Annotated in this window: 12 protein-coding genes; 8 read left to right on the forward strand and 4 right to left on the reverse strand. The window is 60.2% G+C overall.

The window, feature by feature from the left end:
• Nucleotides 1-88: 88 nt before the first annotated feature.
• The 6 genes from dinG to C3938_RS12720 all read left to right on the forward strand — a co-directional run bounded on the left by dinG (nucleotide 89) and on the right by C3938_RS12720 (nucleotide 8,326).
• Complete coding sequence (gene dinG, locus C3938_RS12695; protein ID WP_105103659.1) at nucleotides 89-2,224, forward strand: ATP-dependent DNA helicase DinG; 2,136 nt, start codon at nucleotides 89-91, stop codon at nucleotides 2,222-2,224.
• A gap of 13 nt (nucleotides 2,225-2,237) precedes the next feature.
• Nucleotides 2,238-2,564, forward strand: coding sequence for a YqcC family protein (locus C3938_RS12700; RefSeq protein ID WP_105103660.1), 327 nt, complete (start codon nucleotides 2,238-2,240; stop codon nucleotides 2,562-2,564).
• Nucleotides 2,565-2,856: 292 nt separating this feature from the next.
• Complete coding sequence (locus tag C3938_RS12705) at nucleotides 2,857-3,552, forward strand: ATP-dependent zinc protease (RefSeq protein ID WP_105103661.1); 696 nt, start codon at nucleotides 2,857-2,859, stop codon at nucleotides 3,550-3,552.
• 108 nt (nucleotides 3,553-3,660) lie between these two features.
• Entirely contained in the window at nucleotides 3,661-5,193 is a 1,533-nt protein-coding gene (locus C3938_RS12710; RefSeq protein WP_105103662.1) for an inactive transglutaminase family protein, read from the forward strand.
• Nucleotides 5,193-6,179 (forward strand): alpha-L-glutamate ligase-like protein, encoded by a 987-nt coding sequence (locus C3938_RS12715; RefSeq protein ID WP_105103663.1) that lies wholly within the window; start codon nucleotides 5,193-5,195, stop codon nucleotides 6,177-6,179. Before C3938_RS12710 ends, C3938_RS12715 begins: the two co-directional genes overlap by 1 nt.
• An 8-nt stretch (nucleotides 6,180-6,187) precedes the next feature.
• On the forward strand, nucleotides 6,188-8,326 hold the full coding sequence (locus C3938_RS12720; protein ID WP_158681681.1) for a TonB-dependent receptor: 2,139 nt from the start codon (nucleotides 6,188-6,190) through the stop codon (nucleotides 8,324-8,326).
• A gap of 225 nt (nucleotides 8,327-8,551) precedes the next feature.
• On the opposite strand, the gene C3938_RS12725 is transcribed toward C3938_RS12720, so the two are convergent.
• From C3938_RS12725 to C3938_RS12740, 4 genes are all read right to left on the reverse strand, one after another.
• Nucleotides 8,552-11,323, reverse strand: a complete 2,772-nt coding sequence (locus tag C3938_RS12725) for a valine--tRNA ligase (protein WP_105104505.1) — start codon at nucleotides 11,321-11,323, stop codon at nucleotides 8,552-8,554.
• 147 nt (nucleotides 11,324-11,470) lie between these two features.
• Nucleotides 11,471-12,343, reverse strand: a complete 873-nt coding sequence (locus C3938_RS12730; RefSeq protein ID WP_105103665.1) for a hypothetical protein — start codon at nucleotides 12,341-12,343, stop codon at nucleotides 11,471-11,473.
• 20 nt (nucleotides 12,344-12,363) lie between these two features.
• A complete protein-coding gene (locus tag C3938_RS12735) occupies nucleotides 12,364-12,789 on the reverse strand; it encodes a DNA polymerase III subunit chi (RefSeq protein ID WP_105103666.1) in 426 nt (141 codons plus the stop codon).
• A gap of 371 nt (nucleotides 12,790-13,160) precedes the next feature.
• Entirely contained in the window at nucleotides 13,161-14,630 is a 1,470-nt protein-coding gene (locus C3938_RS12740) for a leucyl aminopeptidase (protein WP_105103667.1), read from the reverse strand.
• Nucleotides 14,631-14,954: 324 nt separating this feature from the next.
• Between C3938_RS12740 and lptF the strand changes: the two genes are divergently transcribed.
• Together lptF and lptG are read left to right on the forward strand one after the other, a co-directional pair.
• Nucleotides 14,955-16,118 carry an LPS export ABC transporter permease LptF gene (gene lptF / locus C3938_RS12745; RefSeq protein ID WP_105103668.1) on the forward strand — a complete coding sequence of 388 codons (1,164 nt, stop codon included), beginning with the start codon at nucleotides 14,955-14,957 and terminating at the stop codon, nucleotides 16,116-16,118.
• The gene (lptG, locus tag C3938_RS12750; RefSeq protein WP_105103669.1) at nucleotides 16,105-17,166 is read left to right on the forward strand and encodes an LPS export ABC transporter permease LptG; all 1,062 of its coding nucleotides are present in this window, start codon (nucleotides 16,105-16,107) and stop codon (nucleotides 17,164-17,166) included. Before lptF ends, lptG begins: the two co-directional genes overlap by 14 nt.
• Nucleotides 17,167-17,178: the final 12 nt, after the last annotated feature.

Consider the following 17,178-nt stretch of genomic DNA (forward strand, 5'->3'; position numbering starts at 1 on the left):
AGCCAAACCCGGTTGGCTAAACCCTGAACAACCATGGATAATGTCCGGCTGATTTAACCCCCAGTGCAGATCATTCCGTCGGTCCCCAGTGCTCAGCGATAAAGACAAAGAATCCATCCAGAACGCCTATCGTCAGTTTCTCAATGGGCGTGAGCTCAAGGCCCGTTACGGCCAGAAACTGATGATTGCCGCCATCGCACGCGCCCTCGGTGGCATCCAGCGCAACGGCGCCGGCGAGCGGGATCACGGCAAGACCGATGGCGAGCACATCTGCGTGGTGGAAGCGGGCACCGGTACCGGCAAGACCGTCTCCTACCTGCTGGCGGCCATCCCCATGGCCATCGCCCACGACAAAACCCTTGTGGTCTCCACTGCCACCGTGGCCCTGCAGGAACAGATCATCAACAAGGATCTGCCCGAGCTGATCCGGCACTCCGGCCTCAAATTCGAAGTGTCTCTCGCCAAGGGCCGCGGCCGCTACCTGTGCCTGTCCAAGCTCGACCAGCTGCTTACCGAACTTACCTCCAGCGGCATCGGTGCCTCCATGGCACTGTATGAAGACGAAAAACCGCAGGTGGATGAAGCCGGCATCAAGCTGTACCGCGCTATGGCCGATGAACTCGCCAGTGGCAAATGGGACGGCGACCGCGACAACTGGAAAGACACCATCGAAGGTGACGATTGGAGCCGGGTCACCACTGACCACCGCCAGTGCAGTGGCCGCCGCTGCCCCCATGTGAGCAGCTGCAGTTTTTTCCGCGCCCGCGAGAGCCTGGGCAAGAGCCGTGTCATTGTCGCCAATCACGACCTGTTGCTGGCGGACCTGGCGCTCGGCGGCGGCGCGATCCTGCCGCCGCCGGAAGAAACCATCTACGTGCTGGACGAGGCTCACCACCTGCCGGACAAGGCGCTGAACCATTTTGCCCACCACAGCCGCGTGGGTGCTACCACCGGCTGGCTGGATCAGGCCAACAAGAATCTGGGGCAGATGCTTGGCGAGATCGGCGACGGTGCCGAGCTGGATCGCGCCGGGGAAGAGTTGCCCGCGCTGTTTACCGCGGCCAAGCAGAAAATGGAAATGGCCTGGCCGTTGCTGGAAGACCTGTGCGAATTCGAGGACGAGCGCGGCCGTGTGCAGCGCCACCGCTTTGAGGGTGGGGTGGTGCCGGAGCCGTTGATGCATCTGGCGGAGCAGCTGCGCGAGGATTTCGATGAGATCGAGGGCCTGCTTAGCAAGATGGTGCAGTCCGCCCAGCGGATGATGGAAGACGCCCACAGTCCGGTACCGATTGTCGACCTGGAGCGATGGTACCCCATACTCGGCAGTTGGCACGGCCGCGCCGAGGCCAACCTGGAGCTGTGGGCCAATTATTCCCGCATCGATGAGGGCACGGTACCCCAGGCGCGCTGGGTGACCCTGGTAGAGTGGGGCGGCTCGTTCGATTTCGAGGTGTGCAGCTCGCCGATTCTTGCGGGCAAGACGCTCGAATACAGCTTGTGGCGCCGCTGCTACGGTGCGGTGCTGACCTCCGCCACCCTTACCGCGCTCGGCCGCTTTGACCGCCTGAAAATGCGCGCCGGCACCCCGGACAATGCCAGTTACGAAATCGTGCCCAGCCCGTTCGACTTCTCCCGCGCCGAGCTGCGGGTGCCGAAAGACGCAGTGGAGGCGAACAACGCGGATCTGCATACAGACGCAGTGATCGAGGCGCTGCCGGGTCTGCTGGACGGTCCCGGCGGGTCGCTGGTGCTGTTCGCTTCCCGCCGGCAAATGGAGACGGTCCACGAATCGCTGCCCGGCACCTGGCGCAACCGCATCCTCATGCAGGGCCAGCAGTCCCGCCAGCAACTGCTCGACAGCCATAAAAAGAATGTCGACAGCGGTGGTCACAGTGTGTTGTTCGGCCTCGCCAGTTTCGCCGAGGGGCTGGATCTTCCCGGGGATTACTGTCGCCATGTGGTGATCGCGAAGTTACCCTTTGCGGTACCGGACGACCCCATTGAAGCGGCGCTGGCGGAATGGATCGAGGCCAAGGGCGGCAACGCTTTTATGCAGATCACAGTGCCAGACGCCGCGCTCAAACTGGTACAGGCCTGCGGCCGTCTGCTGCGTACTGAACAGGACAGCGGCACCATCACTCTGCTGGACCGTCGCATCGTCACCAAGCGGTACGGACGCGCCATGCTGGATTCACTGCCGCCCTTCAAGCGCTCAATAAACTGAACCATTTCGCTTTATGGAACCGATTTACCCCGATATCGCCACCTTGCTGCTGGAGCTGGAAGCGGAGCTTCGCGCTCTGGACCTGTGGGATGCCGAGCCGCCCTCACTGGCGGCCCTCGCAAGTACTGAACCTTTCTGTGTGGATACCCTGACTCTGCCCCAGTGGCTACAGTTTGTGTTCCTGCCGCGCATGAGCCAGATGGTTGAAACAGAAATGCCATTGCCGCAGGCGTGCGGTATTGCCCCGATGGCGGAAGAGTTTTTTCGCGGCAGCGAGCTGTCGGTGGAGATTCTTACCCGTAAATTGCGGGAGATTGATGAGCGTCTCGCCAGAGGCTGATGGGTAGCGCCAAATATCAAGAATGCCCGGTTGGCGCTTGATTGATTGTGACCAATTGGTACCATCTCGTTTCGGAATCTGCCGGAGACTATCCTTCCCTGACGGCTTATTGGGGCTGTTGGTCCGGAATGTGTTCTCTGTCACGGTCACTGTGCAGAGGGAGCGGGGATACGATAGTATGCGCAGCTTGAAAAAAACGGGTGTCACGGATGGCCCGAGCTTCATACCGCCAGGAATTTCGCTTGATAACATGCTCAGGGCCGGTGCTCCGCCCCTAAGGTAGTAATAACAGATGCGGTTTTTACCCATAGCCTCCTTTTTGCTGGTTGCACAATTTTTGTCCGGTTGTGAAAACCTGGCTCCCATCTCGACCCAGGCCGAATCCCCGGCAACGGCTGTCGAAGAGCAGCCCTCTCCGATTCCCGCCTCTTTTGATCCGAGCCACTGTCCCTCCGTTGAGGCGGTTGTCTGCGCGGAACCCGAAGTGCAGGTGGTGGAGCGGGTCGTGGAGCGCAAGCTGGAGCGGGTGATTGAAGTGCCCGTCGCCAAAGACAAACTGGTGCTCGGCTCGGAAGAATTCTTTACCGTTGAACCCGGCGGTGTTCGCCTGAAGGCGCTGGTGGATACCGGTGCAGCCACCTGTGCTCTCACCGTGCAGGATCTCACCCGGTTTGAACGCGATGGCAGTGAGTGGGTGCGCTTCAAACTGGCGGAGAGCGTCGAGGACGAGCCGCAGCAAATTGAACTGCCGATCAAGCGCCACGTGCGCGTCGCGCGCCCCGGTTTTGACCGCCAGCGCCGTCCCATCGTCGATATGAGCCTGACGGTGGGAGAGGTTACTCACATGGTGGAAGTGAATCTGGTAGAGGGCAGCGAGTTTGAATTCCCTCTGTTGGTAGGGCGCAATTTCCTCAAGGACGCCGCGGTGGTGGATGTAAGCCGCAAGCAGGTGCAGGGGCAGCCCAAGTTGCCCATCGTTAGCAAATAATCCTGCATCCAATGCCCGAAAATGTGGGCCGGGTACTGGCGCAGGCACGGGTACTCGGCAAGAATACGTGGCCAAAAGCTGCTTCCAACAACAATCGGGGAATGGCGAATGTCGCCACGGGCTCAGGTCTATATTCTCGCCGCGCTGCTCACTGTTCTGGGTGCCGGCCTTACCATCTATAAGCACTTCGCGCTGGGTTTCCCCCTGCTGCCCGGTGAATACCGCACCGTGTGGACCATCGAGGCGAAGGTGAGCTTCGATGCCGACGGCGGCCCGGTCAAGGCTGCGCTCACGCTGCCGCGCTCACAGCGCAACATGGCGGTGCTGGGGGAAACCTTCAGCTCTTCCGGTTACGGCTTCAATATCATTCATCAGGACGACGAGCACCGCGCGGTCTGGTCGAAGCGCCACGCCTCGGGCCGGCAGTCTCTGTTCTATCAGCTGGATGTACACCAGACGCCCGGCGCGGCACTGGAGCAGCCACTGGATCTCAGCACCGAAGTGGTGAAGCCGCTGCTCGGCGCCCGCGAGCAGGAGGCCGTACGCCAGGCGATTTACTCGCTGGTCGAGGCCGGCCGCGCGCGCTCTTCCGATGTCTCCACGTTTACCTCCGAGCTGTTGCTGGCCCTGGCGGATACCCGCAATCAGGATCGCAACCTGATTTTCGGTTACTACAAAGACCGCAATTTTGTGGATGTCGCGCTGTTGGTACTGGCGGCCGCGGATATCCCCGCGCACCGCATTCGCGGGCTGTACCTCGAGGACGATCGCCGTCGCCTTGACCCGGAGGACCTGCTGGAAATCTACGACGGCAAGCGCTGGGTGGTGTTCGAACCCACCAGCGGCACACCGGGTGTGCCGAAAAATTTCTTTATCTGGCAGCGCGGTGGCAAGAGCCTGTTGGACGTGGAGGGAGGGCGCAATTCCAGCGTGACCTTCTCGGTAATATCCAACGATGTGCCCGCCCGTGATGTGGCCATGCTCAGTACCAGCAAGGAAAAAGAGGCACTGGTGGATTTCTCCATCTACAGCCTGCCCATCGAGCAGCAGAGTATTTTCAAACTGATCCTGTTGGTGCCGGTTGGTGCATTGGTCGTAGTGCTGTTGCGGGTATTCGTCGGGTTGCGCACATCCGGTACCTTTATGCCGGTACTGCTCGCCATCGCCTTTATTGAAACCCAGCTGATTACCGGCCTGTCGATTTTCGTGTTGATTCTGATTCTCGGCCTGTGGGTGCGCTTCTATCTCAGCAGGCTCAACCTTTTATTGGTCGCGAGGATCGCCGCCGTGGTGATTACGGTGGTGATATTGATGGGGGCCATCAGCGTGGTGAGTTTCAAACTCGGCATCGAACAGGCGCTGACGGTAACCTTTTTCCCGATGATCATTCTCGCCTGGACCATCGAACGCATGTCGATTCTGTGGGAGGAAGACGGCCCCTACGAGGTGGTGATACAGGCGGGTGGCAGCCTGCTGGTGGCGGTGCTCGCCTGGTGGGTGATGACCAACCGCTATATCGAACACTGGACCTTCAACTTCCCCGAGTTGTTATTGGTGCTGCTCGCCGTGGTCATGATTATCGGTAACTACACTGGTTACCGGCTGGGTGAACTGGCGCGGTTCCGCCAGCTGGTGCGCTGATGCGTTTGCCACCATTTTTCAGCGGCGGCCTGGTGTCGCCGTTCAAGTTGCGAAAGCTTGGCATTCTTGGGATGAATGCGCGCAATGTGCGCTATATCGCCCGCTACAACGACCGCGACAAATATCCCATTGTCGACGACAAACTCAATACCAAGCGCGCGGCGCGGCGCTACCGTATACCGGTGCCGGACCTGATTGCCGCCTTCGAAACCCAGCCCACCCGCACCCGTATCATGCAGGTGATCGAACCGCTGCAGCAGTTTGTGATCAAGCCCGCGCGCGGTTCCGGTGGCAAGGGAATTCTTGTGATTGTCGGGCGCGAGGGCGACGACTATCTCAAACCGTCCGGCAGCAAAGTTACCGCGCTGGATATTCAGCGCCACGTCAGCAATATCCACAGCGGTTTGTACAGTCTCGGTGGCAAACCGGACCGCTGTATGGTGGAGGCGCTGGTGGATTTTGATCCGGTGTTTGACAAATATTCCTTCGAAGGTGTGCCGGATATCCGCGTCATTGTGTTCCGCGGTTTCCCGGTAATGGCCATGTTGCGCTGCTCCACCCACGATTCTGACGGCAAGGCCAACCTGCATCAGGGTGCGGTGGGCGTGGGGATTGATCTCGCCACCGGCAAAGCCTCCCACGCGGTGCAGCGCGGGCTGCGTGTGGATATTCATCCCGATACCAAGATGCCGTTTGCGGACCTCGAAGTACCGGGCTGGAAAGATCTGGTTAACCTCGCGGCCAGCTGTTATGAAATGACGGGACTCGGCTACCTCGGTTGCGACATTGTGCTCGATCGCAGGCGCGGACCGCTGTTGCTGGAGGCCAATGCGCGCCCCGGCCTCGCCATCCAGATCGCCAACGGTATCGGTTTGCGCACGCGCCTGGAACACATTGAATCCATGACGCTGGAACAATTGGAAAAGAACGTGGAAGAGCGCGTGAACTATTCCATGGATTACTTTGCCGCGCGCGCCACGCTCTGAGGTTTGTGGTGCGACGCCGCGCAACGAAGATCCCCGCGAAAAGACGGTTTCTCGCTGCCGCGGCCAGTCTGCTTTCCACTGTATTGGTACCCCCCGCATTTGCCGACTCCCCGGGCGCCGCTACCGAGCCATCTCCCGAAGCGGTGCTGGAAACCGTCGTGGTCACCGGGACGCTGACACACAAGGCCGCAGCTCCGGACATCATCCCGTTATCCACCATCCACGGAGATCACATTGCCCTGCGCGCACCCGCACACCCGGCGGAACTGTTTAACAGCCTTCCCGGACTCTGGATCAGCCGGGGCAACGGCCAGGAACATCTTACAGCCATCCGCTCACCGGTATTGAGTGGTGCCGGCAGCTGCGGCGCATTTGCGGTGCTGGAAGGGGATATCCCCGTGCGCGGTACCGGCTTCTGCAATGTCAATCAGTTGTTTGATCTTCCTCTGCTCCAGGGCGGCAACGTGCAGGTGCTGCGTGGTCCCGCCAGTGTGCTGTACGGCTCCGATGCGCAGCACGGTGTTATCCGCCTGTTGAGTGCCGCCCCTGCGGAAACCCGGCAAAGGTACGTGGGCCTGGAAGTGGGGGCGAACGACTATCGGCGTATAGCCGGTGGGTTCAGCGAATCGTCCGGGCGCAACGGACTCCGCCTCGGCTTCAACGGCAGCCGTGACGGCGGTTATAAGGCCCATTCCGGTTATGACCAGCAGCAGTTCAGCGCGCGCCATGATTACCGCGGTGAACAATGGGATGCACGCACCTTGCTCAGTCTCGCCAACCTCAATCAGGAAACCGCGGGTTATGTGAGCGGACTCAATGCTTACAGGGATGCCCACCGCAAACGGGAAAACCCGAACCCCGAAGCATTTCGTGACAGCCAGTCTGCGCGGCTGCAGACCCGCTTCACGCACAGTACCAGCGCCGGCAATCACTGGCAGATCACTCCCTATGCCCGCTACACCGATATGGCCTTTCTGATGCACTTCCTGCCGGGGACACCGCTGGAGGATAACGGCCAGCGGGGTGTCGGGATCCAGATTTCCTACCAGCAACTGTTCGATGAACGTCTGGATCTGTTGAGTGGTGTGGATCTGGAGTACACCGATGGCTGGCTGCGACAGACACAGGTCGAAGGCTTTTCTTCCTTTCCCGCCGGGCGCCAGTACGACTACGATGTTGATGCACATGTACTCGCCGCGTTCTCAAATATGCAGTGGCGGTTTGCCGGGCGCAGTAACCTGTCATTCGGTACGCGCTTCGAATCTCTCCTCTACGGCTACGACAACCGTATGCTCGCCGGTGATACCGCGGAAGATGGCAGTCTGTGTATCAACGGATTCACCGGCGCCGTGGGGTGCCGCTACAGTCGCCCGGAGGATCGTACCGATCATTTCTCGAATCTTTCATTCAACGCAGGCCTGATCCACGAATTTGAAAACAACCTGTCCGCGAGCCTGCGCCTTGCCCATGGTTTTCGTGCGCCTCAGACGGCGGAGCTGTATCGTCTGCAGAGTGGACAGGTGGCGGCCGATCTCGACTCCGAATCCATCGACAGCGTGGAATTGGGGCTGCAGAAGCAGAGTGAACGCTCACGTTTCAGTGTGACTGGCTTTTACATGGAAAAGGCCGACGTAATTTTCCAGTCGTCCGAGCGTCTCAATCTGAGTGATGGCGAGACCCGGCATTACGGTGTTGAGTACGAACTGGAGTGGGCTCTTGCTCCGCAGTGGGCGCTTACCCTGGCCGGAACCTACGCCCGTCACCTTTACGCCAACAGCGTGAGCGAGCCCGGCAGTGACACGTTGATGGAAACCCGCGGTAACGACATCGATACCGCGCCCCGGCATATGCATAGCCTGACGTTGGACTGGACGCCGCTCGCGCAGACCAGCGTCGAACTGCAGGTTCAGTCCATGGGCAGTTACTACACCGATATCGAGAACGCCCACCGCTATTCGGGGCATGAACTTCTTCACCTTCGCATGAGCCACCGGCTGACTCCCGGAATTCATCTGGGGTTGCGGATCAATAATCTGGCGAATGCGGACTATGCGGAGCGGGCGGATTATTCGAGCCTGGCGGGAGGTGACCGGTATTTTATCGGCGAGCCGAGAAGTGTGTTCGGAGATGTCCGTTTCGAGTTTTGACCGGGCATGAAAAATGGCGAACCATTTCTGGTTCGCCATTTTTGTTTTGAACAGGTTTGAGTGGCGGTGCTGCTACCGGGTGCGGCCTCGCGAGACACGCCGTGAACCCATCCCTGGGGGCTCTTCTAAAACATCCCTGTTTTAGAAGGTCTCGCGAGGCCGCACCCGGTATCAGCACCTTCGCGGAAGGCTCTGAGTACATTTTGAATCCGCGTCAAGTCGAACTCAGAGGTGCTTAAGCGATTCCAACTGCTGCTCAAAACGGCTGAGCGCAATTTCCAGGTCCGCCATGCGCGCCCGTTCCTTGTTCACCACCTCTTCCGGTGCCTTGTCGACAAAGTTGGGGTTACGCAGTTTTCCGGAAACCGCCGCCAGTTCCTTGTTCAGACGGTCGATTTCTTTTTGCACGCGCGCGCTTTCTGCCGCCACGTCGATCAGTCCGGCCATAGGTACCAGCAGCTCCAGCTCGCCGACCAGTGCGGTAGAGGAGGCAGGTGCTTCGGCACCAACTGGCAGCATCTCGATGGACTCGAGTTTTGCCAGTTTGGTCAGCAGCGTGCGGGTCTGCTCCAGCAATTTCTGATCTGCCGCGGAAACATTGCGCAGAATCAGCGGAATATTTTTCGCCGGGGAGATGTTCATCTCACCGCGGATATTGCGCACACCTTCGATCACACCTTTTAACCAGGCAATCGCGGCCTCTGCGTTTTCGTCGATGCGGTGCTCGTTTGCAACCGGATACTTCTGCAGCATGATGGTGTCGCCGGCCGCGCCGGCGAGATTTTTCACCCGTTGCCAGATTTCCTCGGTGATGAATGGCATCAGCGGGTGCGCCAGGCGCAGCGTGGTTTCCAATACGCGGATCAGGGTGCGGCGGGTACCTTTCTTTACCGCGGCGGAAGCGTTGTCGTCCCACAGTACCGGCTTGGACAGTTCCAGATACCAGCTGCAGTACTCACTCCACACGAAGTCGTACAGTGCCTGGGACGCGAGGTCGAAGCGATAGGTTTCGATGGCGTCTTTCACCGCGATTTCGGTGCGTTGCAGCTGGGAAATGATCCAGCGATCGGCAATCGAAAGTTCGAAATCATCGCTGCCGTCCTGGCCGCAGTCGTGGCCCTCACAGTTCTGCAGCACATAGCGGGACGCGTTCCAGATTTTGTTGCAGAAGTTGCGGAAACCCTCGATACGGCCCACATCGAACTTGATGTCGCGGCCGGTAGAGGCCAGCGAGTAGTAGGTGTAACGCAGCGCATCGGTACCGTAGGCGGCGAGGCCTTCCGGGAATTCCTTGCGGGTCTGCTTTTCGATCTTCTCCCGCAGGTGCGGCACCATCATGCCGGAGGTGCGCTTCTGCACCAGACTTTCCAGGTCGATACCGTCGATCAGGTCAATGGGGTCGAGCACGTTGCCCTTGGACTTGGACATCTTCTGGCCGTGGCTGTCGCGCACCAGGCCGTGTACATACACGGTATGGAAGGGCACTTCCTTCTTGAAGTACAGGGTCAGCATCATCATGCGCGCGACCCAGAAGAAGATGATGTCGAAGCCGGTTACGAGGACGGACGTCGGGTGGAATGCCGCCAGCTCCGGGGTTTCCTCCGGCCAGCCCAGGGTGCCAAAGGTCCACAGGCCGGAGGAGAACCAGGTGTCGAGCACGTCGTCGTCCTGGCGCAGTTCGATATCGCCCAGGTTGTGTTTCGCGCGCACCTCTTCCTCGCTGCGGCCGACGTAGACCTTGCCATCGTTGTCGTACCAGGCCGGGATGCGGTGGCCCCACCACAACTGGCGGGAAATACACCAGTCCTGAATGTCGCGCATCCAAGAGAAGTACATGTTCTCGTAGTTCTTCGGCACGAAATTGACACGGCCGTCTTCCACCACCTTGATGGCTTCTTCCGCCAGCGGTTGGGTTTTTACGTACCACTGATCCGTGAGCCACGGCTCAATGACAACCCCGGAACGGTCGCCGCGGGGGACCTTCAGGGTGTGCGGGTCGATCTTTTCCAGCAGGCCGAGATCATCGAGGTCGTCGACAATCTGTTTGCGCGCGGCAAAGCGCTCCATACCGCGGTATTTTTCCGGCACGTTGTCGTTCAGGTTGGCGTCGGCGTCGAGGATGTTGATCATCTCGAGGCTGTGGCGCTGCCCCATATCGTAGTCGTTGAAATCGTGGGCCGGGGTGATCTTCACACAGCCGGTGCCAAACTCGCGGTCGACATAGTCATCGCCGATGATCGGGATTTCGCGGTCCGCCAGCGGCAGCGTGATGGTCTTGCCGATCAAATGCTTGTAGCGCTCGTCTTCCGGATGTACCGCCACCGCAGTATCGCCGAGCATGGTTTCGGGGCGGGTGGTGGCGACGACGAGGTGACCACTGCCGTCGGACAGCGGGTAGCGGAAGTGCCACAGATGCCCCTGTTCTTCCTCGTTCAGCACTTCCAGGTCGGAAATCGCGGTGTGCAGTTTCGGGTCCCAGTTCACCAGGCGCTTGCCGCGGTAGATCAGGTCGTCTTCATACAGGCGGATAAAGACTTCCTGTACCGCCTTGTAGAAACCGTCGTCCATGGTGAAACGTTCGCGGGACCAGTCCGGGCTGGCGCCGAGACGACGCAGCTGACGGGTGATGTTGCCGCCGGACTCTTCCTTCCACTCCCACACTTTCTCGATGAACTTGTCGCGCCCCAGCTCGTGACGGGATTTACCTTCGGCGCTCAGCAGGCGCTCCACCACCATCTGGGTGGCGATACCGGCGTGGTCGGTGCCCACTTGCCACAGGGTGTTGTCGCCCTTCATGCGGTGGTAGCGGATCAGGGCGTCCATGATGGACTCCTGAAAACCGTGGCCCATGTGCAGGCTGCCGGTGACATTGGGCGGCGGGATCATGATGCAGTAGGGATCGGCTTCGGTGTCGCCCGAGGGCTTGAAGTAGCCGTTTTCTTCCCAGGTTTTGTACCACTGCTGTTCGATGGCGTTGGGCTGGTATGTCTTGTCCATGCGCGGGGGAGTGCCTTGCGTTGTAGGGCTGGCCGCCTGCTCGAAATCGCCGGGGGCCATGAAAATGGGTGAATAAATAAAAGGGCGGGATTATACCGCCGGGGCCGATGGGGGCAAAAGGCCGGCCGACTGGGAAGTCTGCTGAAGTCAGGTTTTCCCGGGGTAGAGTTCGTCCAGCACCAGGGTGATACCGCGGCGCAGTTGCCGTTCCAGTTCTGGCAGTTGCTCCGCCACCAATTGCTCAAGCAGTTGTTCGCGCTCTGCTTCGGAGAGTCTGTGGCTATTGGCCTGTGCCGCCTCAGGTCTGGCCTGAGTAACCGGGCTGGCTATCGGCACCTGCGGGGGCGTTGGCTCCGGACGCGGGATCTTGCCGCCAGTCAGTCGCGCGCGAATGTGGGGCGGCAGGAAGGGGTTGTCCGTCATGGGCGTTTTGCCGGTCGTTAGGTTTGCCTGGAGCTGCACGGTTGGCGGGGGCGCGGGGTTCGTTGCCGCCGTCTTCCGCGGCACGGCTGGTGCCGGCAGGGTTTCGGATTCCGGCTCGAACAGCTCCGGCTGGTATTCACCACGGGGTGACTCGGAGCGATGGGCATCCACCGGAGTACTTGGTTGGGAGGCACCAATGGCCGGAGTGGGCTCCACAGCCGGCGGGCGCGGCAGATCCTGTAACGGGCGCAGCAATTCGCGGTCGGCCTCACTCAGTTCCGGCACATACTCGTCGAAATCGTCCACGGGTTCTTCGTCAACGGGAGAAAACAGGATGGGCAGGTCTACTTCCGTCAGCGGTCGCTGGGGGGGCCTCGGGGCGTAGTTCGACGAGTGATTGGGAGCGCGCTGCGATGAGCGGTGTGGTTGCGCGTTGTTTGCTTTCTGATCACTGGAAGACTCGGCCACCTGATCCAGCAGGGGGATGTCGGCGTCCATGTCGTTGCCCAGCAGTTCCCGCAGGGAGTTGAGTTCCCGGAGGAGTTCATGGGGCGGTTGGCCGTGCTGGTGTCTTCTGTTCTTTTTGCGACCGGACATGGATGTGGGTTCGGTTGTGATCAGTTGGTGATGTTGTGGGATTGTAGCGGATATCCCCTGTCGCGGAAGTGACTGTATCGCGTTCTGGAGCGGGCGAGGGAGTCGGGGTGCTGGCAGACGATTTCGGCGAGGCGCTCGAAGCGGCTGAACCAGGCGGGGATGTCGCTGCAGAGGTTGATGAGGAGGCCGTGGTGCTGGCCGGGATCTTCGCCGCTGTTGATCTCAATGGCGGCCTGCTGGTCTTTGTTCTGTTGTGCGTGGGGCAGGAAGCTGTCTTCCCGGTAGGTCCACAGCAGTTCGTCCAGTTGTTGTGCCTGCTCCGCGTTATCCACGGCGATCAGCACATGCAGTCCGTTGCGGAAGGCTTTTTCCGCAAGTCGGCAGGCGAATATCTGGATCTCATCGGGATTCTCAGAGGCCAGGACGTAGAAATCTATTCGGGTCATGCTTTTGTTCGAAGTAGCGGACTAATCGAGAAGGCGGCGATACCGGGAACAGTCTTGCGAGACCTTCCGCGAGAGGGACCTCGCGGAAGAGCCCCCATGGATGGGTTCACGGCGAGTCTCGCAAGACTGTTCCCGGTAGCGGCGCCGCCACCGGCATTGTTTCGTGGGCATTGTTTCGTGCTTCGTAGCTGTGACTGTGGCGGCGGAGGTGGCGGGGACGATTTACGAGACACGGGCTAGGCGCCCCCCCTTAACCCATCCATGGGGGCTCGGACGCGGCCATCCAGGCCGCGTACGGTCCCGCAAATCGTCCCCGCCACCTCCACCTTCGCATCGAGTTAATGACTACGTAGCAATCGATATTTATCGGATTACTTATTGTTCAGAATGTACTGAAGCAACAGCGGTACCGGGCGGCCGGTCGCGCCTTTGGCGGCGCCGGAAGTCCAGGCGCTGCCGGCGATGTCCAGGTGTGCCCAGTTGTATTCCTCGGCAAAGCGGGCGAGGAAGCAGGCGGCGGTGACGGAGCCCGCTTCGCGACCGCCGATATTCTGCAGATCGGCAAAATTGGAATTCAGCATCGGCTGATACTCATCCCACAGCGGCATGCGCCAGGCGCGGTCGCCGGTGGTTTCGCCGGCGGCGATCAGGTCGTTGGCCAGCTGATCCTGGTTGGCGTAGAGGCCGGTGGCGTGGTGGCCGAGGGCGATCACGCAGGCGCCGGTGAGAGTGGCGATGTCGATCACGACGCTCGGCTTGAACTTGGCTACCCAGGTCAGAGCATCGCAGAGCACCAGGCGTCCCTCAGCATCGGTATTGAGAATTTCGATGGTTTTGCCACTCATGGAAGTGACTATGTCACCGGGCTTGCTGGCGCGGCCACTGGGCATATTTTCCGCGGCGGCGACCACACCCACCACGTTTACCGGTGCCTGCATTTCCACCAGCGCATTCATCACGCCGAATACACTGGCAGCGCCGCACATGTCGAACTTCATCTCGTCCATCTGCAGGCCCGGCTTGAGGCTGATGCCGCCGGTGTCGAAGGTGATGCCCTTGCCCACGAGTACGATGGGCTTGTCATTGGTCTTCCCACCCTTGTACTGCATGGCGATCATCGCCGCCGGCTCGTCGCTGCCCTTGGCGACGCTCATGAAGGCGCCCATGCCGAGGGATTCCATTTTTTTGTTGTCGAGCACCGTGGTGGTGAGCTTTGGATGCTTTTTCGCCAGCTCCTTCGCTTCATTGGCGAGGTAGGTGGGGGTGCACAGATTGCCGGGCAGGTTGCCGAGTTCGCGGGCGATGTTGCTGCCGATGGCCTGGGCGCTGCCGAGGTCGACGCCCTTCTGAATGGCTTTCTGCTGCTTTTTGTCACCGGCATGTACGGTGAATTTGGCGAGAGGATTGGGTTTGGTGTCGCTGTGGAAACGGGTGAATTTGTAACTGGCGAGGCCGGCGGCCAGGGTCAGTTGCTGCGCCTGCCAGTCTATGTCGGCATCGCGCACGGACAGCTCGGTGAGGTAGCTGGAGGCGTCTTTGAACGCGGCAGCTGCCTTGGCGCTCACGGTGGCAAGCTTGCGGAACTCCGCCTGGGACACCGGGGCTTTGCCCGCGCGGACCAGCAGCACACGCTCGGCACCGCCGTCCAGCAGGGATACCAGCTGTGTGCTGCCAGCGGCCTTGCCGAGGTCGCCGCGTTTCAGCAGTTTACCGAGGCTGCCGTTACTCGCTTTGTCGAGGGCACTGCCGCTCTCCGTGAGCTGGTCTTTGTGGTCCACGGCGATGATGACGCAGGCGCTACGCTGTTTGCTGATGTCGGTGACCTTGGCGAAAAACTGCATGAAAAGTTTCCTTGATGTTCTCTGTGCTTTGAAGCCGCAGCCACCGGGTGGACAACGTGTCCGTTGCCGTCGCACTGGCGGATTTCGTGGCTCGGGGCCAGAATCCTCAAGGCGTAGCGCGCGGGAACACGGTGGGGTCGGGGCCTGCCAGGCCGAGACATGGCCTGGGTTTTTGGTGATAATGCGCCCCGCAAGTTTAACCCGGGAAGGATCGGATTGCTTGATCGGGTGTCTTATCCGTCATTCGAGTGTCCAAACGTCGGTTTTTCGATTTCTTTTTCGCCGTTCTTTCAATTAAGTGCAATCAGGGAAGCTGGTCGTTCAGTGATTATTTTCCGCTACCTCTGTCGCGAGCTGCTCGGTGCAACCCTGGCTGTCAGCGCGGTGCTGCTGCTGATGGTAATGAGCGGCCGTTTTGTGAAATATCTGGCTGAGGCGGCGGCAGGGGATCTTTCCGCAGGCATCCTGTTCGCCCTGATGGGGTTTCGCCTGCCTGGGTTTCTCGAACTGGTGATCCCTCTCGGCTTTTTCGTCGGTATCCTGCTCGCCTATGGGCGTCTGTATATTGAAAGCGAAATGACGGTACTGCACGCCTGCGGTTTCAGTGAACGCCAGTTGCTGCGCTATACCCTGGTGCCGGCACTGCTGGTGGCCGCCTTTGTTGCCGCCATGAGCCTGTACCTGACCCCCACCGGCATTGAGCGCACTTCCCACCTGCTCACCGCAGACAAAACCCGCAACGAATTCGATCACCTGGTACCGAAGAAATTCGTCGGCACGAAAGGCGACCGCGCGGTGTACTACGCGGATTCCCTCAGTGACGACAAATCCACCATGCACGACGTGTTTCTCGCCGAGCTGGGAAACTCCCGCGGTGAGACCGCGACGGATCACCAGATCGTTACCGTGGCCCGGGAGGGGGTGCAGCAGATAGACCCGGAAACGGGCCTGCGCTATCTCGTTCTGCGCGATGGTTACCGCTACGAGGGCGTACCTGGCCAGAGCGACTACCGGCAGATGGCATTTTCCAGTTATGAAGTGTTGCTTGAAGTACCGCGCCTGCGCACCAAGGTCAGTGAGCAGTTGCAATCCATGTCTACGGCGGCACTGTGGAAGAGTGAAGATCCCCGCGAGCGGGTGAATTTACACTGGCGCTTCAGCCTGCCGGTACTGGTACTTGTCGTAGCCATTCTCGCGGTGCCCCTGAGCCGCACCAATCCCCGCCAGGGTCGCTACGCGAAAATGATCCCCGCTGTGCTGCTGTATATCGTGTACCTGGTGGCCCTGCAGGGGGTGCGCGGCGCGATTGAAGACGGCAAGATCGAACAGGCCTGGGCCATCTGGCTGGTACACCCGCCATTTCTGATTCTAGGGCTGCTGCTGTTGGGGGGGCGCAACCGCAAGCCCCGGCGGCGCAAGGGGCTTCGGTCCGGTGGTGGTCACGGTGGCGCAGGCCGTGGCAATGGAGGATCCAATGTCCCGGCTTGATCTTTATATCGCCCGCACCGTTACCCTCGCGATTCTCGCTGTATTGCTGGTGATTCTCGGTCTGGATCTGATCTCCGCCATTGTCGACCAGCTCGGCGAGCTCGGTGGCGGCTACCAGTTCACCAACCTGCTGGAATATGTGTTCTGGACCATGCCGGAGCGTATCTACAGCCAGCTCGGTTTTTCAGCGCTGGTGGGGTGTATGGTGGGCCTTGGTACCCTGGCGGGCACCAGCGAGCTTACCGTAATGCGCGCTGCGGGCGTTTCCATCGCGCGCATCGCCTGGGCGGTGATGAAGCCGGTACTGGTGTTGATTGTGCTTGGCCTGGTGCTGGCTGAACTGGTGGTGCCGGTTACCAACCAGACCGCGGAGAGCCGTCGTGCCATCGCGCGCGGGGAACTGGAGAATGCCGGACTGGAGCAGGGGCTCTGGTTTAATGAGAACGGGGAGTTTGTGCACTTCAACGCGGCGCTGCCCGGCGGCACTCTATTCGGTATTACCCGCTACCGGTTTGATGAAGACCGCCAGCTGCAGCAGGTGGTGTTTTCCGAACGCGGTCATTACCGGGATGGGCACTGGGAGTTGCAAAACAATCGCGAGACCCGTCTGACACCGGAGCGCGCCCACAGCAGCCAGCAGGCGGAGATGGTCTGGGCGTCCGATATGTCTCCGAATCTGTTTTCGCTGGTTGTCCCCTTGCCGTCGGACCTGTCCCCGCGCAATCTCTGGTCCTATGGCAAGTTTCTGGATCGCAAGGGGGAGGAGTCGGCCCGCTACTGGCTGGCGTTTTGGAAAAAGGTGCTGCAGCCACTGACCATCGCCGGTCTGGTGATGATGGCGATCTCGTTTATCTTTGGTCCGTTACGGGAAGTAACCACGGGACTGCGGGTATTTACTGGTGTGATTGTGGGGATCGTGTTCCAGACCCTGCAGGACATGCTCGGGCCGTCGTCGGTGGTGTTTGGATTTCCGCCGTTTATCGCGGTGCTGGTGCCGATTCTTGCCAGCTTCCTTATCGGATGGCTGTTGCTGAAACGGGCGCGTTGAGCGCCCGCGCGG

This window comes from Microbulbifer pacificus, assembly GCF_002959965.1.
GTDB classification, from domain to species: domain Bacteria; phylum Pseudomonadota; class Gammaproteobacteria; order Pseudomonadales; family Cellvibrionaceae; genus Microbulbifer; species Microbulbifer pacificus_A.